The organism is Falsiroseomonas selenitidurans (genome assembly GCF_012103215.1).
GTDB lineage: Bacteria > Pseudomonadota > Alphaproteobacteria > Acetobacterales > Acetobacteraceae > Falsiroseomonas > Falsiroseomonas selenitidurans.
Genome location: NZ_JAAVNE010000032.1, coordinates 38,542 through 61,082 on the forward strand (window position 1 = coordinate 38,542; position 22,541 = coordinate 61,082).

General features: G+C 70.0%; 25 protein-coding genes and 1 tRNA gene. 10 read left to right on the plus strand and 16 right to left on the minus strand.

The genetic code is table 11. The features are described 5' to 3' along the window. Positions 1–26 precede the first annotated feature (26 nt). Together HEQ75_RS18210 and HEQ75_RS18215 are read left to right on the plus strand one after the other, a co-directional pair. Positions 27–1,166, plus strand: a complete 1,140-nt coding sequence (locus tag HEQ75_RS18210) for an OmpA family protein (protein WP_235961903.1) — start codon at positions 27–29, stop codon at positions 1,164–1,166. A gap of 214 nt (positions 1,167–1,380) precedes the next feature. After that, positions 1,381–2,352 carry a LysR family transcriptional regulator gene (locus HEQ75_RS18215; RefSeq protein WP_209318634.1) on the plus strand — a complete coding sequence of 324 codons (972 nt, stop codon included), beginning with the start codon at positions 1,381–1,383 and terminating at the stop codon, positions 2,350–2,352. A 272-nt stretch (positions 2,353–2,624) separates the two neighbouring features. Here HEQ75_RS18215 and HEQ75_RS18220 read toward each other — a convergent pair whose 3' ends face one another. The 3 genes from HEQ75_RS18220 to HEQ75_RS18230 are packed head-to-tail and all read right to left on the minus strand — an operon-like array spanning position 2,625 to position 5,905. Continuing rightward, on the minus strand, positions 2,625–3,248 hold the full coding sequence (locus HEQ75_RS18220) for a dimethylsulfonioproprionate lyase family protein (protein WP_168033311.1): 624 nt from the start codon (positions 3,246–3,248) through the stop codon (positions 2,625–2,627). Beyond that, positions 3,245–4,972 (minus strand): ABC transporter substrate-binding protein, encoded by a 1,728-nt coding sequence (locus tag HEQ75_RS18225; protein ID WP_168033313.1) that lies wholly within the window; start codon positions 4,970–4,972, stop codon positions 3,245–3,247. The genes HEQ75_RS18220 and HEQ75_RS18225 overlap by 4 nt, the downstream gene beginning before the upstream one ends. A gap of 18 nt (positions 4,973–4,990) precedes the next feature. After that, positions 4,991–5,905 (minus strand): hydrogen peroxide-inducible genes activator, encoded by a 915-nt coding sequence (locus HEQ75_RS18230; RefSeq protein WP_168033358.1) that lies wholly within the window; start codon positions 5,903–5,905, stop codon positions 4,991–4,993. A gap of 125 nt (positions 5,906–6,030) precedes the next feature. On the opposite strand from HEQ75_RS18230, the gene HEQ75_RS18235 reads away from it, so the two are divergent. From HEQ75_RS18235 to HEQ75_RS18245, 3 genes are all read left to right on the plus strand, one after another. Next, positions 6,031–6,606, plus strand: coding sequence for a peroxiredoxin (locus tag HEQ75_RS18235; protein WP_168033315.1), 576 nt, complete (start codon positions 6,031–6,033; stop codon positions 6,604–6,606). Positions 6,607–6,737: 131 nt separating this feature from the next. Then, a complete protein-coding gene (locus HEQ75_RS18240; RefSeq protein WP_168033317.1) occupies positions 6,738–7,289 on the plus strand; it encodes a carboxymuconolactone decarboxylase family protein in 552 nt (183 codons plus the stop codon). A 186-nt stretch (positions 7,290–7,475) separates the two neighbouring features. Next, positions 7,476–9,008: an EAL domain-containing protein gene (locus HEQ75_RS18245; RefSeq protein WP_168033319.1), complete on the plus strand. Its 1,533-nt coding sequence runs from the start codon at positions 7,476–7,478 to the stop codon at positions 9,006–9,008. A 20-nt stretch (positions 9,009–9,028) separates the two neighbouring features. Here the strand turns inward: HEQ75_RS18245 and HEQ75_RS18250 are convergent, their stop codons facing one another. The 4 genes from HEQ75_RS18250 to HEQ75_RS18265 form a co-directional block, all read right to left on the minus strand. After that, entirely contained in the window at positions 9,029–10,309 is a 1,281-nt protein-coding gene (locus HEQ75_RS18250) for a TRAP transporter large permease (RefSeq protein ID WP_168033321.1), read from the minus strand. A gap of 7 nt (positions 10,310–10,316) precedes the next feature. Further along, complete coding sequence (locus HEQ75_RS18255; protein WP_168033323.1) at positions 10,317–10,853, minus strand: TRAP transporter small permease; 537 nt, start codon at positions 10,851–10,853, stop codon at positions 10,317–10,319. 8 nt (positions 10,854–10,861) lie between these two features. Beyond that, positions 10,862–11,866, minus strand: coding sequence for a TRAP transporter substrate-binding protein DctP (dctP, locus tag HEQ75_RS18260; RefSeq protein WP_168033325.1), 1,005 nt, complete (start codon positions 11,864–11,866; stop codon positions 10,862–10,864). A gap of 110 nt (positions 11,867–11,976) precedes the next feature. Next, positions 11,977–12,051, minus strand: a tRNA-Val gene (locus HEQ75_RS18265). Positions 12,052–12,165: 114 nt separating this feature from the next. Between HEQ75_RS18265 and HEQ75_RS18270 the strand changes: the two genes are divergently transcribed. Further along, entirely contained in the window at positions 12,166–13,041 is an 876-nt protein-coding gene (locus HEQ75_RS18270) for an N-formylglutamate amidohydrolase (RefSeq protein WP_168033327.1), read from the plus strand. A gap of 228 nt (positions 13,042–13,269) precedes the next feature. Here the strand turns inward: HEQ75_RS18270 and HEQ75_RS18275 are convergent, their stop codons facing one another. The 8 genes from HEQ75_RS18275 to HEQ75_RS18310 form a co-directional block, all read right to left on the minus strand. Continuing rightward, complete coding sequence (locus HEQ75_RS18275) at positions 13,270–14,406, minus strand: CaiB/BaiF CoA transferase family protein (protein WP_168033329.1); 1,137 nt, start codon at positions 14,404–14,406, stop codon at positions 13,270–13,272. Beyond that, entirely contained in the window at positions 14,403–14,984 is a 582-nt protein-coding gene (locus HEQ75_RS18280) for a hypothetical protein (protein WP_168033330.1), read from the minus strand. Before HEQ75_RS18280 ends, HEQ75_RS18275 begins: the two co-directional genes overlap by 4 nt. A gap of 50 nt (positions 14,985–15,034) precedes the next feature. Beyond that, positions 15,035–16,198, minus strand: coding sequence for an acyl-CoA dehydrogenase family protein (locus HEQ75_RS18285; RefSeq protein ID WP_168033332.1), 1,164 nt, complete (start codon positions 16,196–16,198; stop codon positions 15,035–15,037). A gap of 67 nt (positions 16,199–16,265) precedes the next feature. Beyond that, complete coding sequence (locus HEQ75_RS18290) at positions 16,266–16,859, minus strand: LysE family translocator (RefSeq protein WP_168033334.1); 594 nt, start codon at positions 16,857–16,859, stop codon at positions 16,266–16,268. A 37-nt stretch (positions 16,860–16,896) separates the two neighbouring features. Continuing rightward, entirely contained in the window at positions 16,897–17,346 is a 450-nt protein-coding gene (locus HEQ75_RS18295) for a hypothetical protein (protein WP_209318636.1), read from the minus strand. A 19-nt stretch (positions 17,347–17,365) separates the two neighbouring features. Next, the gene (locus tag HEQ75_RS18300; protein ID WP_168033338.1) at positions 17,366–18,832 is read right to left on the minus strand and encodes an N-acyl-D-amino-acid deacylase family protein; all 1,467 of its coding nucleotides are present in this window, start codon (positions 18,830–18,832) and stop codon (positions 17,366–17,368) included. A 147-nt stretch (positions 18,833–18,979) separates the two neighbouring features. Continuing rightward, complete coding sequence (locus tag HEQ75_RS18305; RefSeq protein ID WP_168033340.1) at positions 18,980–19,486, minus strand: hypothetical protein; 507 nt, start codon at positions 19,484–19,486, stop codon at positions 18,980–18,982. A 189-nt stretch (positions 19,487–19,675) separates the two neighbouring features. Next, complete coding sequence (locus tag HEQ75_RS18310; RefSeq protein WP_168033342.1) at positions 19,676–19,885, minus strand: hypothetical protein; 210 nt, start codon at positions 19,883–19,885, stop codon at positions 19,676–19,678. 26 nt (positions 19,886–19,911) lie between these two features. Here HEQ75_RS18310 and HEQ75_RS18315 point away from each other — a divergent pair, with 26 nt between their 5' ends. Next, entirely contained in the window at positions 19,912–20,526 is a 615-nt protein-coding gene (locus tag HEQ75_RS18315) for an STY0301 family protein (RefSeq protein ID WP_168033344.1), read from the plus strand. A gap of 6 nt (positions 20,527–20,532) precedes the next feature. Here HEQ75_RS18315 and HEQ75_RS28820 read toward each other — a convergent pair whose 3' ends face one another. Then, on the minus strand, positions 20,533–20,661 hold the full coding sequence (locus HEQ75_RS28820; protein WP_268887773.1) for a hypothetical protein: 129 nt from the start codon (positions 20,659–20,661) through the stop codon (positions 20,533–20,535). 427 nt (positions 20,662–21,088) lie between these two features. Between HEQ75_RS28820 and HEQ75_RS18320 the strand changes: the two genes are divergently transcribed. The 3 genes from HEQ75_RS18320 to HEQ75_RS18330 all read left to right on the plus strand — a co-directional run bounded on the left by HEQ75_RS18320 (position 21,089) and on the right by HEQ75_RS18330 (position 22,404). Then, on the plus strand, positions 21,089–21,289 hold the full coding sequence (locus HEQ75_RS18320; protein WP_168033346.1) for a hypothetical protein: 201 nt from the start codon (positions 21,089–21,091) through the stop codon (positions 21,287–21,289). Positions 21,290–21,507: 218 nt separating this feature from the next. Further along, the gene (locus HEQ75_RS18325) at positions 21,508–21,975 is read left to right on the plus strand and encodes a MarR family winged helix-turn-helix transcriptional regulator (RefSeq protein ID WP_168033348.1); all 468 of its coding nucleotides are present in this window, start codon (positions 21,508–21,510) and stop codon (positions 21,973–21,975) included. Positions 21,976–22,047: 72 nt separating this feature from the next. Beyond that, a complete protein-coding gene (locus HEQ75_RS18330) occupies positions 22,048–22,404 on the plus strand; it encodes an antibiotic biosynthesis monooxygenase family protein (protein WP_168033350.1) in 357 nt (118 codons plus the stop codon). Positions 22,405–22,541 lie beyond the last annotated feature (137 nt).

Consider the following 22,541-nt stretch of genomic DNA (forward strand, 5'->3'; position numbering starts at 1 on the left):
GCGGAACGGGGTGCTTGGGCATGAGAATGGGTGGACCGTTGCTGCTGAGCGCCGCGTTGCTGGCCGCGCCCGCACTCGCCCCCGCGGCCCAGGCCCAGTCGCCCGCCGGCTTCTACGTCTCCGCCGGCATCGGCGTGAACCAGCCGCAATCGACCCGTGTGGAGCCCGGCGGCACCCTGGAGAACACCCTGCGCGGCAGCGGCGACATCCGCTTCGAACCGCAGGCCATGGGCCTGCTGGCACTCGGCTACGGCTTCGGCAACGGCATCCGCGTGGAACTGGAAGGCAGCCTGCGCGCCAATGCGGTGGAGAGCGCCGGCAGCTATCCCGGCCTCACCCCCGTCAACCGCAGCCAGGGGCAGCTCTGGAACTGGGGGCTGATGGCCAACGCCCTCGTCGATGTCGACCTCGGCGCCTCCTGGATCCGCCCCTATGCCGGCGTCGGGCTCGGCTATGTCTGGTCCGAACTGCGCGACTTCGCCGCCGCGGGCACCCGCCAACGCCTGACCGTGGACGACACCAGCGGCGCCCTGGCCTACCAGGCCATCCTTGGCGCCGCCTTCCCGATCGACCTGGTGCCCGGCCTGTCCGCCACCGCCGAATACCGCTTCCTCGGCACGCTCGACATCGAACACGACGCCAACCTCTTCACCAACGGCCGCCGCCAACCCACCACCGGCAGCGCCGAGGTCAGCCCCTACCACCACGCCGTCCTGTTCGGCCTGCGCTACTCCCTGGGCCGCGAGGAAGCCCCGCCGCCCCTCGCGCCAATCCAGGCCCTGGCGCCCCTGCAGCCGCTGCCCGCGCCACCGCCAATCGCCGCGGCACCCGCCCCCGTCACCCGCAGCTTCATCGTCTATTTCGGCCTGAACAGCGCCGGCCTGACCACCCGCGCGCGCGAGATCGTCACCGAAGCCGCCATCGCCGCCCGCAGCGGCACCACCCGCATCGACGTCTCCGGCCACACCGACCGCAGCGGCACCCCCGCCGCCAACCGGCGCCTCTCCCAACGCCGCGCCCAGGCCGTCGCCAGCGAACTCCGCCGCCAGGGCATCGCCGCCAGCGACATCACCATCACCGCCCTCGGTGAAACCCAGCCCGCCATCCCGACCCGCAACGGCGTCCGCGAACCGCGGAACCGGCGGGTGGAAATCGTGGTGCGGTAGCAGCGCCGGGGCAGGCGGAACGCCCATGCACCGGCCTCCCCACCCGCCCCCTTCTGCGCCCCCAGCGCCGGGTCCGGCGCACGCAGGCATGATCCGCGCCGCAACATGCACGGCTCATGCGCCGGTTATCAGCCCTGATGCGCTTCGCGGGTCGTCAGGCGTCGCCTGCGTGACTTGACGATGGCTTCAAGGCCCGCCTCCCTTCCCGGAGGCGGTGCGGCCGGTCGAGGAACCTGGTTTGTCGGAGTCAGCGTCTGCCATCCCCTTCGATCTCCGGGCCCTGGAGGTCTTCCTCGCGGTCTGCGACACCGGCGGCATGGCCCATGCTGCGCGCCGCCTCGGTGTGACCCAGCCTGCGGTTTCGCAGACCATCGCCGAGATTGAAGCCCGCACCGGCACGACCCTGTTCGACCGCCGGACGCGGCCGCTGAGCCTGACCTCGGCGGGGTTGGTGTTGCGGCAACGTGGCAGCCTGCTGCTGGCCGACGCGCGGGAGATCGGACCGCTGCTGCGCCAGATCGGGCAGCGGCGTGTCCCCTTCCTGCGCGTCGGGGTCGTCGATTCGCTGAGCCGTGCCCTTGCGGATCTGGTGGCCGGCTTCCTGGCGGAGGTCGCCGATCAATCGACCCTGCTATCGGGACTTACCATCTCCCAGACCTCCTCCCTGGTCACCCGTCAGCTTGATATCTTCCTCGGCGCGCAGGAAGTGGAGGATACCGAGGGGCTGGAGCGCCATGTGCTGCATGAGGAGCCCTATATCCTCGTCTGCAAGGCCGGGGTTCCGGCGCCCGGGACGGTGGCGGAGATGGCCGCCCTGGCGCCACAAAGCCCCTTTCTGCGCTTCAACGCGCGGTCCCGCATGGGGCTCGAGATCGAACGGCATCTGCGGCGCCTGCGCCTCGACCTGCCCCGCCGGCAGGAGTTCGATTCGACCTATGCCGTGGCGGCGGCGATCGCCTCGGGACTCGGCTGGACCATCGCAACCCCGCTCTGCGTCCGCGAAGCCGCCCTGCCGGCGGGGCTGATCGATTGCCATCCGCTGCCCGGCCCGCTCGCCATCCGGCGCCTCGTGCTCGTGGCACAGCCGCGCGAATTCGGTCCGCTTCCCGCGCAACTCGCGACGCTGTGCCGCCTGCGGCTGCGCGAGGGCGGCCCGCCTGCCTTCGACGCCAAGCCGCTGCGTTAGGGCATTTTCAAGCCTTGCGGCTTCGCAAGGCGCCTCGGAAAATGCGTCGAAACAATAAGCCGGAGCCGTTTCAACGTCTTCGCTTGCGGTGAAACCGCTCCTACGGCGCCTCAACCGACCCTGGTGGCCCGAACTTCCACCTCATTGCCGATCCCGGTGATCGTGTCCGCGCACCGTCTCGGTCGCCGGCTTGGCTGCATGCCACGTTGCGCGGCCGTTCGGCCGCCCACCCGCCTTCGGCGGGCACCGGATCCCATCGAGGGGATCGGGCCTCAAACGGCCCTGGTGGGCCAGAGGACCCAGACCGCCAGCAACCCCGCCTCGCCCGACCGCATGCCGTGCCGGGTGTCGGACCGGTTGAAGACGATGTTGCCGAGGCCTGGCGCGAACCAGGGGCCGTCATCCTGGCGCCATTCCCCAGTCGACAGGGCCAGGTAGATCTCATCCGGCGGATGATGGTGCTCCGGATAGGTGGTGGAGGGGCCAAGCAGGCTGACGCCGATCCGCAGATCGTCGCGCGTCTCCAGGCCTCCCTGGCCGAGGATGGTGGCGTTGGCGTGGTTGGCCTCGAAGCCGACCCCATCGGCCGCTGCCCCTGGACGCCGGCGCCAGGCGAGCCCGGGCTCGATCGCCATCAGGCAGCGCGCCAGCGCCGCCACCTCCTCCGCCGCATCAAGGCTGCCGCGCAGGGTCGGGATGAAGCGCCGGCAGACCGGAAGGCGCGCCGGTGCAACGCTGCCGGGCTCCGCCACGCGCTCGACCGCCGCCGTCACCGCCGCCGCCAATGCCGAGGCCGCGGGGATGGGCGCTGCACGCTGCGTCACCAGCGCACAGAAGCGGGCGAGGAAGTGCTGCAACGCGGGGGATCGCCGGTGCCCTGTCGCCGCGGGCGTCATGAGCGCCGGAAGACGTTCTGCGCGCGCGTCGAGCCATCGGCCCGGGCGCGGAAGCCGAGATTGCCGCGCATCGCCCAGCTCAGCTTCGGCGTGTGCAGGGGGATGACGCCGAGATCGCCGGCGATGATCCGGGCGATGCGGCGGAAGATCTCTTCCCGCCGCGCATCGTCAAGCTCGCCCAGCCCTTCCCGCAGCAGCCCGTCCAGTTCCGGGTTCGAATACCGGCCGCTGTTGTAGGAGCCGTAGCCGCTGGCGCGGGAGAAGGTGGCGAGGCCGGCAATGATGATCGGCGAAGGCTCGCCACCGGAGGCGATCAACGTCTGCAGCCAGGCCCCCAGTTCCTGCCGGTCGGCACGGGCCTTGAGGGAAGCACCTGGCTGTGTTTCGACCTCCGGCCGGATGCCGATGCGGGTCCACATCTGCCCGATCGCCTGCGCGATGCGCGACCCGTTGGCGATGGTGTCGCTTGGCGCGCTCAGCACGATGCGGAACCCGTCAGGATAGCCTGCCGCGGCCAGCAGCGCCCGTGCCTCGCGCAGGTCGGGCTGGAACGCGGTGAGCTGCGGGTCGTGACCGAAGGCACCAGCCGGCGAAGGCTGCAGCGTCGGCTCCGCCGCGCCGCCCATGATGCGCTCCGCGATCGCCGCACGATCGATCGCCAGCGACAGCGCCCGCCGCACGCGGAGGTCGCGCAACGGGTTGCTGGCCAGGGTGCTGCCATCGGTCGCCGTCATCTGCGGCGCCGCACCTTCGCTGAAGTTCAGGCCAATATAGACCATCGCCCGCGACAGGGCCTCCGCGACGCCGAGGTTGCGGTCGCCGCGCAGACGCGGCAGGTCAGCGGCGGCGACATCCGCGATCAGGTCGAGGTCGCCCGAGATAAGGGCGGCGCTGCGCGCGGGATCCGAGGGGACCGGTCGGTATTCGACGCGCTGCCAGGCGGGCCGCTCCCCCCAATAGGTGTCATGGCGCGTCATCACGACCCGCTCCTTGTTCTCGAAGGAGACGAAGCGGAAGGGCCCGGTGCCGATCGCGGCGCGGCCATCGTTGAAATCGTTCGTCGTCGCGCTGCCGTGGATCTTCCGGCTCAGCATGAAGATGTTGCGCAGGTTGACCGGAACCAGCGGGGCCGGGCCATCCGTGTGGAAATGCAGGGTCAGCGGGTCGATGACCTCGACCCGCTTGATCTCGCGGATATAGAGCGTGAAGGGCGAGGGCGAATTGGGAATCTGGGGAATGCGGGCGATGCTGAAGGCGACATCCTCGGCATCGAAGCTTTCGCCGTTGTGGAACCTGATTCCGCTGCGCAGCTTGAACTCCCACTTGTCGCGGCCCAGCGGGCGCCAGGATTCGGCCAGCCCGGGCTTCGGGTTCAACTGCTCGTCGACGCGGACCAGCGTCTCGAACATCATGTGACCGACGGCGATGTTCGGCGAGTAGCTGAAGAATTGCGGATCGATGGAGGTGATCGGAGCGCGCGCGCCGATCCGCAGGGTCGCATTCTCGGTGGCGAAGCCTGGCCGCGCGGCAAGGGCCATTGCGGAAAGGCTGCCGAAAAGCGCTGATCTCCGACGCAATGCCATTGCCCACTCCCTTTCGGCGACGGGTGTGATGACGCTGCTGGCCACTCTCCAGCAGCTCAGGACATCGCCGCATCCGATCCTGTCACAGGAGGTTAATCGGGGCCTTTTCCATGGCGCGCATAAGTTGTTCTTATTGAGCAAGGGCGCGACCGGTGCCCGCTACCCCAGCGCGGCCGCCACCGTCGGTGCCAGGCCCGCGAATTCCGCGGCGCGGGGGCTGCGGGGCCGCCAGGCGAGGGCGAGCATGCGGCCGGGGCTGGCCATGCTGTCGAGCGGACGGGTGGTGACGGGGGTGTCGCCCAGGATGCCGCCGGTGATGGCGAGGCGGGGCAGCAGGGTGACGCCCAGGCCGCCGGCGACCATTTGCACCAGGGTGTGCAGGCTGGTGGCGGCGAAGCCTTCGTCGGCCTGGCCCGCCAGGCCGCGGGGCAGGCCGCAGGCGGCTTCCGCGTGGGCGCGCAGGCAGTGCCCGTCTTCCAGCAGCAGCAGGCGTTCGCCGGCCAGCGCCGAAACCGGCACCGAATCGCGTTCCGCCAGGTGGTGGCCTTCCGGCAGGGCGAGTTCAAAGGGGTCGGTGGCCAGCGGCAGGGTTTCCATGGTGCCGGCGACGGGCAGGGCCAGCAGCAGCAGGTCGAGGCGCCCGGCTTCCAGCCCGGCCACCAGGCGTTCCGTCAGGTCCTCGCGCAGCCACAGGCGCAGGCGCGGGTAGTTGTTGCGCAGGGCGGGCATCAGCCGTGGCAGCAGGAAGGGGCCGATGGTGGGGATGACACCGAGGCGCAGCGGGCCGGAGAGCGGGTCGCGCGCCGCGGCCGCGGTTTCCGCCACGGCTTCCAGCGCGGCGAGCGCGGCGCGGGCGCGGCCCACCAGTTCCAGGCCGAGCGGCGTGAAGACCGGCCGCTTCACCGCCGAGCCGCGTTCGAGGAGGGAGGCGGCGAGTTGGCGCTCCAGCGCGATCAACCCGGCGGAGAGGGTGGATTGGGTGACGGCGCAGGCGGCGGCGGCGCGGCCGAAATGGCCATGGTCGGCCAGCGCCACCAGATAGCGGAGTTGCTGCGGGCTCGGCAGGAGCATGATCGATGAAACCGATTGAATCCTGGAAAACTATTCATTGGCACGCTTTGCTGCACTGCGCCATATCCGCGCCGTGGCGGCCAAGGCCGTGACGCGAACCGGACCACCCCTCCCCAGGAGATGACCGCATGCTGACCGTTGGCGACAAGTTCCCCGCCTTCAAGCTGGCCGCCGTGAAGGCGGGCAAGGAGGGCCTGCTGGGCCCGGGCAAGTCCTTCACCGAGATCAGCGAGACGACGGATTCCGGCAAGTGGAAGGTCGTCTTCTTCTGGCCGAAGGACTTCACCTTCATCTGCCCGACCGAGATCGCGGCCTTCGGCAAGCTGGCCGGCGAGTTCGCGGATCGTGACACCGTGGTGTACGGCGTGTCCACGGACAGCGAGTTCGTGCACCTGAACTGGCGCGTCTACAACGAGGATATCCGCAACCTCGAGATCCCGATGCTTGCCGACCTGAAGCGCGAGCTGTCCGCGGCGCTGGGCATCCTGGACAAGGCCGAGGGCGTGCCGCTGCGCGCGACCTTCATCGTCGATCCGGATGGCACCATCCAGTGGGCGGCGGTGAACGGGCTGAATGTGGGCCGCAACCCGCAGGAAGTGCTGCGCGTGCTGGACGCGCTGCAGACGGACGAGCTCTGCCCCTGCAACTGGGAGAAGGGCAAGGACGTGCTGAAGCCGCAGGAGCTGTTCGAGAAGGCGGCCTGAGGCCGTCATTTCGACCCTTCCTGCGTGATACCGGGGGGGCCGACCGGCCCCTCCGCCTGCCCCGCCTGCCGGCGCCTTGCCGGTCAGGGCCCGTGTGGCGTCCCCTCCCCCGCCCTGTTGAGGTCCCTCCCATGTCGCTCGAACAGATCCGCGCCCGGCTGCCCGACTATGCCCGGGACCTGAAGCTGAACATCGGTTCCCTGGCCACCGAGCCGGCGCTGACGCAGCAGCAGCGGGCCGGCACTTTCGTCGCCTCCGCCATTGCCAGCCGGAATGCGGCGCTGACGGCGGCGCTGGTCGCCGAGTTCGGCGCGCAGCTGTCGCCGGAGGCGCTGACCGCCGCCAAGGCCGCGGCTGCCATCATGGGCATGAACAATGTCTATTACCGCTTCACGCATCTGGTGGGTGGCGATTACCCGAACATGCCGGCGAAGCTGCGGATGAACGTCATGGCCAAGCCGGGCGTGGAGAAGGTGGATTTCGAACTGTGGTCGCTGGCGGTCTCCGCCATCAACGGCTGCGGCATGTGCATGGAAAGCCACGAGAAGATCGTGCTGCATGGCGGGCTGAGCAAGGAACAGGTGCAGGCCGCGGTGCGCATCGCCGCCGTGGTCCATGCCGTCGCCGCAACGCTGGATGCGGAGGATGCGGTGGCGGGGAGCGTCCAGGCCGCCGCCGCTTGAGGCGGTTCCGGTTCGCCGCCGCATGAGGCGGTTCCGGTTCGCCACCGCTTGAGGCGATATCGGTTCTCCGCCGCTTGAGGCGATATCGGTTCGCCGCCGCCTGAGGCGATTTCGGTTCGCCGCCGCCGGCCTGGTTCCGGCGGCGGCGCACACCTTTCCGAAACGCCTGCGCGGCTAGTTTGCCGCATGGCCGAAACCAGACCCGCCCGCCCCCTCGGAGACCGCGAGCGGTTCGTGGCCTTCGCCTTCGCAGCCGCCGACCTGCTGGTGGAAGTGGCGGAGGATGGCCGGATCGGCTTCGCCGCCGGCGCCTTCCGCGCACGCCTCGGCCAGCCGCCGGAAGCCTTCCTGGGCAGCGAGCCGGAACGCATGATCGCGCCGGAGGATCGCCCGGCCTTCGCCGCGGCCCTGGCCATGCTGCCCGGCCGCGGCCGGCTGGCGCCCACCGCCTTCCGCCTGGCGGATGCCGCGCACACGCCCTTCTCCGTCTCCGGCCTGCACCTGCTCTCGGCCGATGACGCGGCGCGGCTCTGCCTGGCCTTCGCGCCCCTGCCGGCACCGCCCGACCTGCGCCCGGCCGATGCCGCCGCCCTGCTGCGCGAAGCCGGGCAGCGGCTGCGCGGTGGCCAGGCGGAGGAGCTGGCCCTGATCGACCTGCCCGGCGCCGCACCGGCGGAAGCGGTGCTGGAGCGGCTGATGCTGGACAATGCCGGGCTGATGGCGGCGGAAATCGCCCCGGGGCGCTATGGCGTGCTGGCGGGCGAAGGCTCGGCGCTGCCGGATCTGGCGGATCTGGCCGGGCGGCTGGAAGGGCTGCTGGGGCCGGATTCGCGCAGCCCCGCCGTCACCGCCATCCGGCTTGCGGCAGACGGCCTCACCCCGGCCCAGGCAGCGCGCGCCCTGCGCCATGGCCTGGGCGCCTTCGCCCGCTTCGGCGCGGCGGGCCTGCGCGATGCGGGGTTCGAGGATGGGCTGGGTGGCGTCGTCGCCCGCGTCACCCAGCGCGCGGGGGCGCTGCGGCTGGCCATCGCGCAGCGGCGCTTCCGGCTGGATTTCCAGCCGATCGTGGACCTCGCCCGGCGCCGGCTGCACCACCATGAGGCGCTGATCCGCCTGGCGCCCGGCGTGCTGCAGCCCGGCGAAGGCCCGCAGGACTTCATCTCCCTGGCGGAGACGGTGGGCCTGACGGAGGAGCTGGACCTGGCGGTGGCGGCGCTGGCCATCTCGGCCGCCGTGGCGGTGCCGCAGGGCCAGCACATCGCCTTCAACATCTCCGGCCTCTCCGCCCAGTCGCCCCGCTTCCGCACGCGGCTGCATGCGCTGCTGGACGGCAACCGGATCGGCGCCGGGCGGGTAATGGTGGAACTGACGGAAAGCGCCGAGATCGAGGACGATGCCGAAGCTGCCACCACGCTGCGCAGCCTGCGGGAGCGGGGCGTGCCGGTGTGCATCGACGATTTCGGCGCCGGTGCCGCCGCCTTCCGCTACCTCAAGGCCTTCCCGACCGACTATGTGAAGGTGGATGGCGCCTATGTGCAGGCGGCACTGAGCAGCGAAAGGGACCGCAGCTTCGTCGCCGCCATGGTGGACCTGTCGCTGGCCGTGGGTGCGCAGGTGGTGGCGGAGCGCATCGAGACGGAGGAAGCGGCGCAGGCGATGCAGTCGCTCGGCGTGCATTTCGGCCAGGGCTGGCTGTTCGGCCGCCCCGGCCCGTTGTAGGCGCCAGGGCGGAAGCCGCCCTATCCCCCGTAGCCCGCCACCCGCGGCAGCCACAGCGCGATGTCGGGGAAGGCGATCAGCATCGCCGTGCCGAAGGCCAGCATCAGCATGTAGGGGTAGATGCTGCGATTCACCTCGGCCAGCGGCGCGCCGGTGATGGCCTTGATGACCACGAGGTTCAGCGCCACGGGCGGCGAGATCAGCGCCATCTCCAGGCTCAATGTCAGCAGGATGCCGTACCAGACCTTGTCGATGCCGAGCACGCCCAGCAGCGGCAGGATCGCCGGCATGGTCAGCAGGATGATGGAGAAGCTCTCCAGCACCAGCCCCAGCAGGAAAAGCAGCACCATCATGGCAATCAGGAAGCCGGTCCGGCCCAGGCCGAAATCGGCGACGAGCCGCGTCAGCTCCTGCGGCACCTGCAGCTTGGTCAGCATGTAGCCGTAGATGGCGGCGCCGGCGATGATCATCAGCAGCATGGCGGAGGTGCGCGTCGCCTCCCCCACCCCCTGGATCAGGTCGCGCCAGGTCAGGGTGCGGTAGATCAGGGCTGCGATCAGCAGGGCGTAGATGGTGCCGGTGCCGGCCGCCTCCGTCGCGGTGAAGATGCCGAGATAGATGCCGCCGAGCACGAAGATGGGCAGCGACAGCGACCAGCCCGCGCGCATCACCGCCCTCTGCGCCGATTCCGGCACCGGCTCATCGGCCGGGACCGTGGCGCGGCCCTCGGTGATGAAGCAGTAGCCGGCGAACATCGCCGCCATCAGCAGCCCCGGGATCAGCCCCGCCAGGAACAGCGCGGCGACCGAGGTTTCCGTGACATAGGCGTAGAGCACCATCGGCGCGGAGGGCGGGATCAGGATGCCTAGCGTGCCGCCACCGGCCACCACGCCGAAGGCACCGCGGCGGGACATGCCGTAGCGCAGCATCTGCGGGATGGCGATCTTGCCGATGGTGAGCGCGGTGGCCACGGAACTGCCGCTGATGGCGGCGAAGATGGTGCAGGCGGCCACCGTGGCGATGCCGACGCCGCCGCGCACGCGCCGCAGCAGCGCGAAGGCGGCGTTGTAGAGGTCGTCCACCACGCGGCCGCGCACCATGATGTGCGCCATCAGCATGAACAGCGGGATCGCCACCAGCAGGTAGCCGTCCAGCTTGCCCACCACCATCTCGCCCAGCGCCGGCACCGCGCCCTCGGTCCAGAACAGGACGCCGAGCGGCAGCAGGAACAGCGCCGCGAACATCGGCATGCCGAGATACAGCAGCGCCACCAGGCCGCCGAGCAGCAGGAAGAAGGTCACGCGCGCCTCACTCCGCCCGGGCGAGCGGGTCGCGCGGGATCTCCTCGGTGTCGTCGGGCAGATGCGCCGGCGCCAGACCCAGCAGCAGCAGCAGGCTCTGCGCCAAGGCCACCAGCAGCAGCAGCGCCGCGCCCACCGGCAGCAGCGCCTGGACCCACCAGGCCGGCACGCCTTCCAGATCCGTCATCATGCCGATCATGCGGCTGAACTCGACCATCTCGATGCCCGCATCCAGCAGCACCGCGGCGACCGCAGCGACCGACAGCGTGCCCAGCAGATGCGCCGCCCAGGCCAACCGCGGGCCGAGCCGGCTGCGGGCGACATCCACGCCTATATGCTCGAAGCGGCGCTGCGCCTCGGGTGCCGCCAGCATCACCACGCCCACCACCAGCCAGCCGGCGACCTTGTCGGTCCAGGGCTCCGGCTGGCCCAGCAGGTAGCGCATGCCGACCGCGTAGCCGACGAGTGCCACGCAGAGCACCGTCAGCACCGCGCCCAGCGCGCCGGCGAAGCGCGCCACCAATCCCACGGCGCGCTCCACCATCCGCATGATCAGGCCGTCGGGATCGCGCGCAGCAGCTCGATGGAGCGCGGCCCGCCTTCCGGCGCCAGGCGGTTGAAGGCGGCGATCACCGGCGGCTGCATCGTCGCGGTCCAGGTGGCAGTCTCGGCCGCCGTCTGCTCATGGATCGTCATGCCGCGCTCGCGCAGCGTGCCGACGGCGGAAGCGGCGGTGGCCTCGGTGACGTCCATCTGGTCCTGCTCCGCCTTGCGGGCGGCGGCCTCGATCGCGGCGCGGTGCGGCGCGGCCAGCCCGCTGAACCAGCGCGGGTTCACATAGACATGGCTGATGACGGAGAAATACGGCGCCACGGTGCCGAACTTCTGGATCTCGTAGTAGCGGCGGGACACGGCGGCGGAGACATCCGTCAGCCCCGCATCCAACACGCCGGATTGCAGCGCGGGCGAAACCTCCGGCCCCGGCATCGCGGAGGGCGCGGCGCCGACGGCGGTCAGCGCATGGTCGGTCAGCGCGTTCAGACCGCGGATCTTCATGCCCTGGAAGTCGGCCAGGGTGATGATCGGCTTGCGGTTGGAGGTGAAGATGCTCTGCCGCGTGGTGTAGAGCCACATCAGGTTCATCACGGCGCGGCGCGCCAGCAGCCCTTCCAGGAACTTCGCCGCCTCGCTGCCCGGGAAGCGGCGGATCTTCGCGATGTCGGTGAACAGGTAGGGGATGGTGGGGGCGTTCATTTCCGGGATGGTGGTGCCCCATTGGAAATTCACCGCCGCCGCGGCCTCGAAGGCGCCGCGCGCGACGCCGGGGAAGTTCTCGCCGGCCTTGGCGAGCTGTTCCGCCGGGAAGACCTGCACGGCCACCTGGCCATTGCTGCGCGCCTTCACATCCTCGGCGAAGGCGGCGATGACGCGGGCATTGTGGTGCGCGGGCGGGAATTGGTGCGACAGGCGCATGGTCACCGCGGCCTGCGCGGCGGCGGGGCGCAGGGCGGGTGCGGCCAGGGCGGCACTGGCGGCAAGCAGGTGGCGGCGGCGCATGATGTTGTTCCTCCCGAATGGTGGGCCAGGAATGCGTCAGGCCGCGCCGCCGGTCAACGCTGCCGCAAGGGGCAATCGCCGGACCGGTCTCAGGCTGGGAGGGGGCTGGATGGTGGGCGCGACAGGGATTGAACCTGTGACCCCCGCCGTGTCAAGGCGATGCTCTACCGCTGAGCTACGCGCCCATCCAGGGGCGTGGAGATAGCCAAGCGGCGCAGCTTGCGCAAGCCCGCCGGCTCGAAGGATGCGGGCACGGGGGATGACAAGCCGGCCCCCGCTGTGGCTTCATCGACGGCTCGATGGACATGCCGCTTCCCGCCAATGCCCTGCCGCCGGAGCCGCCGCCTTTCCTGGTGACGCGGCCGCCACGGCAAGCCGTGCCGCTGGTCTTCGCCTCGCCGCATAGTGGCACCCACTACAGCGCCGCCTTCCTGGCGGAGGCCAGGCTGGACCCCACGTCGCTGCGACGGAGCGAGGATTGCTTCGTGGACGAGTTGTTCGCCGCCGCCCCCGCGCATGGCGCGCCGCTGCTCAGCGCCACCTTCCCGCGGGTCTTCTGCGACGCGAATCGGGAGCCGTGGGAGTTGGACCCCGGCATGTTCGACGGCCCCCTGCCCGCCTGGGTGAACAGTGCCAGCCCGCGCGTCGGCGCCGGGCTTGGCACCATCGCCCGCGTGGTGGCCTCCGGTGAGCCGGTCTACCGCCACAAGCTGGCCTTTGCCGAGGCCGAGGCGCGGATCCGCCGCTACTGGCAGCCCTACCACGCCGCGCTGGCCGGGCTGATCGCGGAGACGCAGGCGCAGTTCGGTTGCTGCCTGCTGATCGACTGCCATTCCATGCCGGCGCATCCGGGCCATGGGCCGAGCCCGCCGGATTTCGTGCTGGGCGACGCGCATGGCACCGCCTGCGCCCCGCGGGCGACGCGGCTGGTGGAGGAAACGCTGCTCGGCCTGGGCTACCGGGTGCGGCGCAACGACCCCTATGCCGGCGGCTACATCACCCGCCATTACGGCCGACCGCGCGAAGGCGTGCACGCGCTGCAGATCGAGATCGCGCGGCGGCTCTACATGAACGAGGCACGGCTGGAACGGGCGCCCGGCATGCAGGGGCTGACGCGGGATCTCGGCCGGTTGATCGGGGCGCTGGCCCGCGCCGACTGGTCCGCGCTGCGCTGATCCGCACGGCTGCGGACACCACCGAAAGCTGCGCGCGAAAAAAAAGGCGGAGCCTTGCGGCTCCGCCAAGTTTAGGGAGGAAACGTCCAAGAAAGACAGACAACCCGGCCAGGCCGTGTTGCTGCGATGCACAATCTAGTGGGATCGGAGGGGGGTCGCAAGGGGTTTTTTGCAGTGCAACATGGCGAAAGTGCCGCGGTGCAGATATGCGCTAAGCGCATGAACTGCCTAACACTCTGCGCAAAATTCCGCCCTGATGGCGGCGGAATGGGCACCCAGCGCCGGCACCGCGCCATAGCGCCGCGGCGCCGCCAACCTGGCAGCCGGCGCCGCCATGGCTACCGGGCCTTCCGGCGTTTCCACCACCAGCCGGCGCAGCGCCGGGTGGGTGGCCAGTTCCGGTACGCCGTTGACGAAACCATAGGCAATGCCGGCCTGGTTCAGCCGCGCCGCGGCCGCATCCCGGTCCCAGGCGGCGAAGGCGGCCGCCACCCTGGCATCGACCAGGGGGCGATTGGCCACCCGCTCATTGTTGCTGCGCCAGCCCGGCTGGGTCGCCAGGGCGGGTTCGGCGAGGATGGCGGCGCAGAGCGCGGCCCATTCGCGCTCATTCTGGATGGAGATGAGCACCAGCGCGCCATCCGCCGTGGCGAAGGCGCCGTAGGGGCAGATGGAAGGATGCGCGAGGCCGACGCGGGCCGGCGCCCGGCCGGTGCCCTCATAGGTCAGCAGCGGCACGTTCATCCAATCCGCCATGCCGTCGAACAGCGACACGGCGATGCCGGTGCCCTGCCCGGTGACGGAGCGCGCGATCAGCGCCTCCAGCACCGCGGCATGGGCGTTCATGCCGCAGGCGATGTCGACGACGGAGACGCCCACGCGCCCCGGCCCGGCCGGATGCCCGGTGATGGCAGCCAGCCCGGATTCCGCCTGCACCAGCAGGTCGTAGGCCTTCATCGCGGCGTAGTCGCCTTCCTCCCCGTAGCCGGAGATGTCGACCGTGATCAGCCGCTTGTGCCTTGCGCGCAGCTCGGCGCTGCCGAAGCCGGCACGCGCCATGGCGCCGGGGGCAAGATTCTGGATGAAGACATCCGCGCGCGCCAGGATGCGCGCCAGCAGTGCCTTGTCGTCAGGCTGCTTGATGTCGAGGACGAGGGATTCCTTGCCCCGGTTCAGCCAGACGAAATAGCTGGACTGGCCGGCGGCGGCCGTGTCGTAGCCGCGGGCGAAGTCGCCCTCCGCGCGTTCGATCTTGATCACGCGCGCGCCGGCATCGGCAAGTTTCACGGAACAGGTCGGCGCGGCGACGGCCTGTTCCATGGCGACGACGAGCAGGCCCGCGAGGGGGCGGGACGCGTCGGTCATAGCGCACCCAGCGCCAGCGGGTCGGCCCATCGGGCCGGGATCGGCCCGTCGGCGCCGCCACCGAGATGCATGGCGGAGGGGCGCACGATGGCGGCGACGATGAACCGCTTGGGCTTCAGGAGGATCCATTGCGGAACGCCGGAGCCCGGCGGGTATTGCTCCTCATCCGGCATCGCCGCCATGTGCCGCATCCGCGGAACCACCTTCACGATGCGCTGTGGGCCGGTCAGGACGAAGCTCTCGGCCAGGGAACGCTGCGCGCCGTACCAGCCGGCGCCAAGCCGCCGGTCGATCTCGCTGCTCCGCGAGCGCATCGCCTCATCGATCCCGACCGGCAGGGTGACGCCGGACGGCAGGGTGGCGGCCGTGCGGCCGCCCGCGGAATTGGTATAGCCGGCGAAGGCGAATTCCCCCGGCGCGATCGCCTCCTTCAAGGCCAGCAGCATCCAGCCCTGGGCGAGGCGCCCGGCGTGAAAGCCAAGCCGCCGCTCCAGCTCATTAGGCGGTTGGCCCACAACGGCGATCAGCCGGGTAAAGAAACCCGTCGCCTGGGTGAAGTCCCCGACCTGAAGCGCCACTGCTTCCTCCCCCCTGGCCTTCAATCCGCCCCTCCCGACAGGCGGGCGCTTCAATAGCTCCGCGGCATCCCCAGCACATGCTCGCCGATATAGGACAGGATCAGGTTCGTGCTGATCGGCGCCACCTGGTACAGCCGCGTCTCCCGGAACTTGCGCTCGATGTCGTATTCCTCGGCGAAGCCGAAGCCGCCATGGGTGTTGATGCAGGCCTCGCCGGCGGCCCAGCTGGCCTCGGCGGCCAGCATCTTGCCCATGTTCGCCTCCTCGCCGCAGTTCTCGCCACGCTCGAACTTGGCCAGGCCCTTCTGCACGATGGCCTCTGCGGCGCGCATCTGGGCGTAGGCCTTGGCGATCGGGAACTGCACGCCCTGGTTCTGGCCGATCGGGCGGCCGAACAGCACGCGCTCCTTGGCATAGGCGCTGGCCTTGGCGATGAACCACTTGGCGTCGCCGATGCATTCGGCGGCGATCAGCAGGCGCTCGGCATTCATGCCGTCCAGGATGTAGCGGAAGCCGCGGCCCTCCTGCCCGAGCAGGTTCTCCGCCGGCACCTCCATGTTGTCGAAGAAGACCTCGCAGGAATTGTGGTTCATCATGGTGCGGATCGGGCGGATGGTCAGGCCCTTCGCGGTCCGCATGTCGACGATGAAGGTGGACAGGCCCTCGGTCTTCTTCGCCACCTGGTCACGCGGCGTGGTACGGGCCAGCAGCAGCATCAGGTCGGAATGCTCTGCCCGGCTGGTCCAGATCTTCTGGCCGTTGACGATGTAGCGGTCGCCCTCACGCCGCGCCGTGGTGCGCAGCGCCGTGGTATCGGTGCCGCTGGTGGGTTCCGTCACGCCGAAGGCCTGCAGGCGCAGGCGGCCCTCCGCGATGGCGGGCAGGTACTGCGCCTTCTGCGCCGCGCTGCCATGCCGCAGGATGGTGCCCATGATGTACATCTGCGCGTGGCAGGCGGCGCCATTGCAGCCGCTCGACTGGATTTCCTCCAGGATCGCCGCGGCACCCGAAAGCGGCAGGCCGGCGCCGCCGAATTCCTCGGGGATCAGCGCGCCCAGGTAGCCGCTTTCCGTCAGGGCGTTGACGAATTCCGTGGGGTAGCCGCGGCGCGCATCCAGCTCCCGCCAATACTCGCCGGGGAAGCGCGCGCAGAGCTTGCGGACTTCCTCGCGGATCTCGGCATGCGGATCGGCGGCGGGGTGCTGCATGTCCATCGACGGTTCTCCCGGTAGGCTTCCCGGGATTAGGGCGCGAATCCGCTTCCGTCTACCGGCGCGGCCTCTACCGCAGCATCGGCACCAGGCTCGCCACCAGCAGCAGCGCCATGGCGATGTTGAAGGCGCGCAGCCGCGCCGGGCTGCGCAGCACCCGCCCGGCGGAAACCCCGATGCCGGCCCAGACCAGCAGGCAGGGCATGGTGATGGCCAGGAAGACCAGGGCGATGGCCAGGATCTGCGGCAGCATCGGCTCCCCGGGCCGGGTGAAGGCCGGCACCACGGCCGCGGCGATCATCCAGGCCTTGGGGTTCACCCATTGGAACAGGGCGCCGCCGATGAAGCCCAGCGGCGGCCGCGCCGCGGCGGCCTGGCCGGGCTGGGGCGGCGGGGCGGTCGCGATCTTCCAGGCCAGCACCAGCAGCCAGGCCGCCCCCGCCCAGCGCAGCACCTCGTGCAGCAGGCGGCTGGCCAAGAGCGGCCCGGCGAGGCCGAGCCCGACCAGCAGGATCATGCCGCCGAAGCCCACGGTGATGCCCAGCATGTGCGGCAGCACGCGGCGCATCCCATGCCCGGCGGCGGCGGCGGCCACCATCAGCACGTTCGGCCCCGGCGTGACCGAGGAGGCGATGGCGAAACCGAAAAGGGGCAACCAGTCCATGCGCTGATCGTGGCAGGGATACTGACCCGATCAAAGCTCAGTTCGGCGCCACATCCATGCGTACGGCGATGGACTGCAACACCAGCCCGTCATGCCGCAAATCCACCTGGGCGCTCAGCACCTCCCGCTCCGACCTCCGGGCGCGGAAGCGGCAGGTTTCCGGCAGGCCGGGCGCGGCCAGGCCGCCACAGGCGAAGCCCATGCGCTGCAGCACGGCATAGACCGGCCCCATGGAGCTTCCCGGCGGATGCGCGGCCAGCAGGTCGCGCTCCAGGGTCCGGGCGCCCTGGCGCGGCCCGGCCTTGATGTAGCGCGTCATCTCGAAGGGCGCGGTCCAGCTGCCGCTGAACAACTGCGCGCCGCCGACCAGCGCGGCCAGCAGCAGCAGCGCGCCGATCATGGCATTGCGCGCGGTGCGGGCCGGCCGGTCGCCCTTCCGGTCCCCCGATGCGGCGGCCGCGCCCGAATCATTGGCGGGCGGCGGCACATACCAGGGCCGAGGTTCTTCAGGCGCGATGGCGCGTCACCAGCCGCCCGGGCCTTTCGCCCGTGGCGCCGCCCTTCTCGCCGAAGCCGGCGCGGAAGGTTGCCACGCCATTGGCCCAGACCTCCTCGATGCCGAGGCTGGGCAGGGTCGGTGTCTCGAAGGTCGCAGCGTCGATCACCGTGGCGGGGTCGAACAGCACCAGGTCGGCATAGGCGCCCTCGGCCAGCACGCCGCGGTCAACGATGCCATAGGCCTCGGCGCAGCGGCCCGTCATCTTGTGGATGGCGGTCTCCATGGAGAACAGCCCGAGCCCCCGCGCATAATGGCCGAGCACGCGCGGGAAGGTGCCCCACAGGCGCGGATGCGGGTGGGCGTCGTGCGGGATGCCATCGCTGCCGATCATGGACAGCGGATGCGCCATGATGCGGCGCACATCCTCCTCATCCATCTGGAAGCTGATCTGGCCGGCCGGCGTCAGGCGCTCGGCGGCCGCCTTGATGTCGCTGTTCCAGCCGCGGGCGATGTCGTGGAGGTACTGGCCGGCCAACTCCGGGTGCGGGACGGACCAGGTGATCATCACCTTCACATCGTCGCGCAGACGATCCGGCATCAGCACGGTGGAGCCGGCCGGATAGGGGTAGACGTCATAGGCCACCTCCTGCGTCCTGGCATATTCGGCGATCAGCGGCAGGGTCTGGGTGGAGCGGCCGAAATTCTCCGGCAGCGAGCATTTGTGGTGGCTGATCTGCACCGCGACGCCAGCCTGCTTGCCGATCTTCATCGTCTCCTCGATCGAGGCCAGGATGCGGTCCGCCTCGTCGCGCATATGGGTGGAATAGAGGCCGCCGGTGGTCTTCAGCGCCTCCGCCACCGCGATGACCTCCTCGGTCGTCGCATGCTTGTTGGGGTCGTAGTAGAGGCCGGTGGAGAAGCCGGAGGCGCCTTCCGCCAGCGCCTGCTTCAGGCGCTGGTGCATGTGGTGGATCTCGCGGTCATTGGCCGGGCGGGACACATCCCCATCCATCGCCTCCACCCGCATGGTCTGGTGGCCGACCAGGGCGTAGGTGTTGACCTCCGACCCCTGGCGGCGCAGCGCCTCGGCGTAGTCACCGAAATCCCCGAAGCGCCACCAGCCCTCCGCGCCGATCAGGTCCAGCGGCGGGGGCGGCATGCGCTTGAAGCGGGCGGGGGAGAGGCTGACACCGCAGCAGCCGACGACCACGGTGGTGACGCCCTGGCTGGTCTTGCAGGTGGTGCAGGCCGGGCCGCAGAGCACGGCGCGGTCGTCATGGGTATGGGCATCGATGAAGCCGGGGGCCACGGCGCGGCCGGTGGCGACCACCTCCCGGTCCGCCGTCGCGCCGCCGAGATCGCCGATGGCCGCGATCCGGTCCCCCTTCACGCCGATATCGCCCAGCCGGCGCGGCCCGCCGGTGCCGTCGAACAGCGTGGCGTCACGGATGATGAGGTCGCAGCGAAGCGCCATGGCGCCATATCCCCCTGGTCAGGCGGCGCATCATGGCAAGCGGGCAGGCCGGGCGCCAGGGTAGGCGGCCCCACTTCGAAAGCTGTGGGCGGGACGTCCCGGATCAGACCGGAACCGGGCGCTGGTCGCCTCGTTGCAGGCGACCCGTCAGCTGGCGGGCCGGTATGCGATCAGAAAGGGGCCCGTGAAATCGTCGGTCGTCTTGTTCTCGTATGCGCCAGACGAGGGATTCATCACGTTCACATTGCCGGCCCTGTCCGCCGCCCATATCACCACGCAATGACGGATACCTCCGTTTCTGTCCTGGCTTGTTGAAAGCAGCGTATAGGACAGGAAAAGGTACCCATATGTGCTCAGGTAATCATGAAAAAGTTCATCGCCCAGACTTTGCCCTTTCGGCACTTCATACCATTCCATATACAATCCGAGTAGATCTTCCGTTGCCATCTCCTTGAAGATCTCGGCATTGATGGCGCCGTCAGGCAGCGATTTATTCGAAGAATTCCTATACCATTTGCTGAATTTCAGAAGAAATTCCTGATCCCAGCTTGGTCGGTCTGGAGTGGCACCAAGCCAGCATTCGAGCGCAGCGGCCCAGCATTTGTAGCCAGTCCCCTGCGTGACCCGCGGTGGTTGCCGCAAACGCCAGACCATGAGGATTGGCCCCCGCCATTTTACGTCGGACGACTTTTTTTAAGTCTAGCGCGGCCATCCGTCGCGCTCAAGATCAATCTTGTGACACAAGCCAATGGCGCAACCATCCTCAGGGACCGTTTGGGGATGCTGGCGGCTGCGGATGCGCAGGGCGCGAAATGCGGCCGATGCTCGTTGCATCGGCAGGTTTCACAACGCCGCGGGGGTGGAAAACCGCCGTACCGCCGACCCGCCAATGTCCTCAAAAGCTCTCTCAGGCGCCATCAGGTCGCGCCAGGCATCCAGCATTCGCAGCTGCTGCATGAGGCCCGCCAATGCCATGCGTTCATCGGAAGATGATTGCTTCATTTTGAACTTCGCTGGCGATTTCGGCGCGGCGACCAATCTGATCGAGATCATTCGCCGGGCAATGAGGGCCAGAAGTCATGGCCGAACTCCGCCTTCTGGCATGGCCGATCCAGTTCCCGGTGCCGATATTGCAGCGTGGCGACAGCGTGATCATGGACCATCCGGGCGATGTCCGGATCCTGGTACGCGCCGGCCTGCGCGATGTTGCCCCGGGGCACAATGCGCCGGATGATTTCTGGCGCGGCGCGATGCAACATTCCCGAGGTGACACGGACTCCGGATGCATGACGACAGCGACCGCACTGGCTGCCCTGGGGATGGTGATGCTCGCCGCGACGGCAGATGCGGCGGCCGCGCCCATCGCATGCCCGGCGCAATTGCCGGCCGAAGCGCAAGCCGGCTTCGAGCGGATCGGGCCGCCCGGCAGTGGGGACGCGCTGCACCGGGTAGGGCTGGTCGCCGGTCCGCCGGGCAACGAGGCCGAGCGCGCACCCGCCCTGCTGGCGCCCGATCGCGGCCGGCAGCAAGGAGAGCGGCATGTCTCGCGCTGGGAACTCGCCGGCTATGGCCCGGTGCTGCTGGTCTGCCGCTACCAGGGCACCTCGGCCTATCTTCGCATCGTCCTGCCGGAGGCGCTGAAGGTCTGCGTGCAGACCCTCACGCGGCAAAGCGTGGCGATGCGCTGCCGCTGAGGCGGATCAGACCGCGCCGAGAAGGGCCGGCAGGATGCCGTCCACCAGCAATGCGTCCCGGGTCCGCACCTGGCCGCGCACCCGCGGCCCATCGGGTTCCAGGTCCTCGCCACGGTCAGGCCAAGCGCCGGCCACCGATTCGGCATCTGCCCGCCATAGCCCAGGCAGGGATCACCTTCTGGCCCTGCGCCTCCGTGATCCAGCGGCCCGGGCCATGGGACTGGCCGGACCAGGGCGAGCGTGCCGGCGGCACCCAGGCCTCGCGCAGGATGGCCTCCGGGATGATCCGGCGGCCCTCATGCCGGCCGCCCCGGCGGCGGCATTCGCCGCAGGCCAGCAGGGCGCCGGGCGAGATCGCCGATGGCCGCGATCCGGTCTCCCCCCGCCGCTATCGCCCAGCCGGCGCGGCCCGCCGGTGCCGTCGAACCGCGTGGCGTCATGGAGAATGAGGTCGCCGCGGCGCGCCAGGCGCGGCGTCCTTCGGGTTCGGCCGGGGCGGATCATGCCGAGCGGGCGGCCACTGCGCCAGGGAGCCAAGGCGGCCGGCGCGCGTTGCCGGGCGATGACCCAGCAAAACCGCCCCAGCCCCCTCCCGACCGGCGCCACGGCGCGCATGAACAGCGCCGATCCCGCCACCAAGGACACCGCCGCCAAGGTGCAGCAGGGCGGCACCACCCGGAACCCGAAGGCCAAGGTGCCGTCCGACCTGTATCCGGACCCGCCGGGGGTGACGGAGGAGACGAAGGGCGCGCCGGATGACTAGGAGCATTTTCAAGCCTTGCAACCTCGCAAGGCGACTCAGAAAATGCGTCTAAACAATAAGCTAGAGCCGTTTCGCGCCGGGCGGATCGCCTGGCGGTTCCGCAAACACGTGGCAGCACATCGCACTAGCAGGGGCCGCGCTGCCATGGGCGCGGATCGTACCGCAGCCTCGTCAAATCGAGATTGACAACATAGCACCAATTGGTGTTCATCGCACCCATGGACACCACCCCCACCCCCGAGGCCTGGATTTCCGACATCGCCGTCGAGGTGTTCCGCCTCAACGGACGGCTGCTGGCCGCGGGCGACCGGGTGGTGGCGCCGCTCGGCCTCACCTCCGCCCGCTGGCAGGTGCTGGGGGCGGTGGCGCTGGCGCCGCATCCGGGCCCCACCGCGCATGTCGCCCGCGCCATGGGCCTGACCCGGCAGAATGTCCGCCGCATTGTCCAGGAGCTGGTGGCGGAGGGGTTGCTGGAACTGGCGCCCAACCCGAACCACCGCCGCGCGCCCCTGGTGCAGCTGACCGCGCCCGGCCAAGCCGCCTATGCCGCCGCCAGCGCCGCCTGGGCGCCGCGCGCCGCCGCGCTGGCCGAGGCGGTCGACCCGGCCCTTCTGGCCAGCACCCTGGCCACGCTGCGCCTGCTGCGCGACCGGCTGCAGGAGCCTGAGGAGGCCGAACCCGCCTGACCCTGCCGCTTCGGCGCGGCGGCAGGTGGCACGCCGCGCCCTTCCCTCACCCCCGCCACCGGAGCAAGGACGATGCGACGCCTCATTCCCGCCGCGCTGCTGATCGGCAGCCTTGGCCTGGCCCCTGCCGCTCAGGCGCAGCCGGTCACGCTGATCAATGTCTTCGACGTGCCGCAGGGCGCGCTGGAGCCGACCATCCGCTTCTGGGAAGCCTCACGGGATTTCCTGGCGCGCCAGCCCGGCTACCATTCCACCCGGCTGCACCAGGCGATCCTGCCGGATGCCCGCTTCCAGCTCATCAATGTCGCGGTGTGGGAGAGCCCGGAGGCCTTCCAGGCGGCCGCGCGGCGGATGCAGGCGGAACTGCGCGTACCGCCGCCGCCCGGCCTGGCCTTCCACGCGGCGCTGTATCGCGTGGTGCGAGACTAGAGCCGTTTCACCGCAAGCGAAGACGGTGAAACGGCTCTAGTGGAGTGATTCCAGCAGACGTTTCCCGCGCTGGTGCTTGCTGATGATGGTGTCGGCAGGTGCGGTCCAGCGGAAGGGCTTCGGGTCGGCGTTGTGTG

Bases quoted from the DNA above. Each gene is read 5' to 3' on its own strand.
- HEQ75_RS18210 (WP_235961903.1), top strand. From the start codon at position 27: ATGGGTGGACCGTTGCTGCTGAGCGCCGCGTTGCTGGCCGCGCCCGCA.
- HEQ75_RS18245 (WP_168033319.1), top strand. From the start codon at position 7,476: ATGGCCGAAACCAGACCCGCCCGCCCCCTCGGAGACCGCGAGCGGTTC.
- HEQ75_RS18325 (WP_168033348.1), top strand. From the start codon at position 21,508: ATGGACACCACCCCCACCCCCGAGGCCTGGATTTCCGACATCGCCGTC.
- HEQ75_RS18330 (WP_168033350.1), top strand. From the start codon at position 22,048: ATGCGACGCCTCATTCCCGCCGCGCTGCTGATCGGCAGCCTTGGCCTG.
- HEQ75_RS18220 (WP_168033311.1), bottom strand. From the start codon at position 3,248: ATGACGCCCGCGGCGACAGGGCACCGGCGATCCCCCGCGTTGCAGCAC.
- HEQ75_RS18270 (WP_168033327.1), top strand. From the start codon at position 12,166: ATGGACATGCCGCTTCCCGCCAATGCCCTGCCGCCGGAGCCGCCGCCT.
- HEQ75_RS18275 (WP_168033329.1), bottom strand. From the start codon at position 14,406: ATGACCGACGCGTCCCGCCCCCTCGCGGGCCTGCTCGTCGTCGCCATG.
- HEQ75_RS18305 (WP_168033340.1), bottom strand. From the start codon at position 19,486: ATGGTCTGGCGTTTGCGGCAACCACCGCGGGTCACGCAGGGGACTGGC.
- HEQ75_RS18255 (WP_168033323.1), bottom strand. From the start codon at position 10,853: ATGGTGGAGCGCGCCGTGGGATTGGTGGCGCGCTTCGCCGGCGCGCTG.
- HEQ75_RS18310 (WP_168033342.1), bottom strand. From the start codon at position 19,885: ATGATCTCGATCAGATTGGTCGCCGCGCCGAAATCGCCAGCGAAGTTC.
- HEQ75_RS18300 (WP_168033338.1), bottom strand. From the start codon at position 18,832: ATGGCGCTTCGCTGCGACCTCATCATCCGTGACGCCACGCTGTTCGAC.
- HEQ75_RS18240 (WP_168033317.1), top strand. From the start codon at position 6,738: ATGTCGCTCGAACAGATCCGCGCCCGGCTGCCCGACTATGCCCGGGAC.
- HEQ75_RS18320 (WP_168033346.1), top strand. From the start codon at position 21,089: ATGACCCAGCAAAACCGCCCCAGCCCCCTCCCGACCGGCGCCACGGCG.
- HEQ75_RS18235 (WP_168033315.1), top strand. From the start codon at position 6,031: ATGCTGACCGTTGGCGACAAGTTCCCCGCCTTCAAGCTGGCCGCCGTG.
- HEQ75_RS18285 (WP_168033332.1), bottom strand. From the start codon at position 16,198: ATGGACATGCAGCACCCCGCCGCCGATCCGCATGCCGAGATCCGCGAG.
- dctP (WP_168033325.1), bottom strand. From the start codon at position 11,866: ATGCGCCGCCGCCACCTGCTTGCCGCCAGTGCCGCCCTGGCCGCACCC.
- HEQ75_RS18315 (WP_168033344.1), top strand. From the start codon at position 19,912: ATGGCCGAACTCCGCCTTCTGGCATGGCCGATCCAGTTCCCGGTGCCG.
- HEQ75_RS18290 (WP_168033334.1), bottom strand. From the start codon at position 16,859: ATGGACTGGTTGCCCCTTTTCGGTTTCGCCATCGCCTCCTCGGTCACG.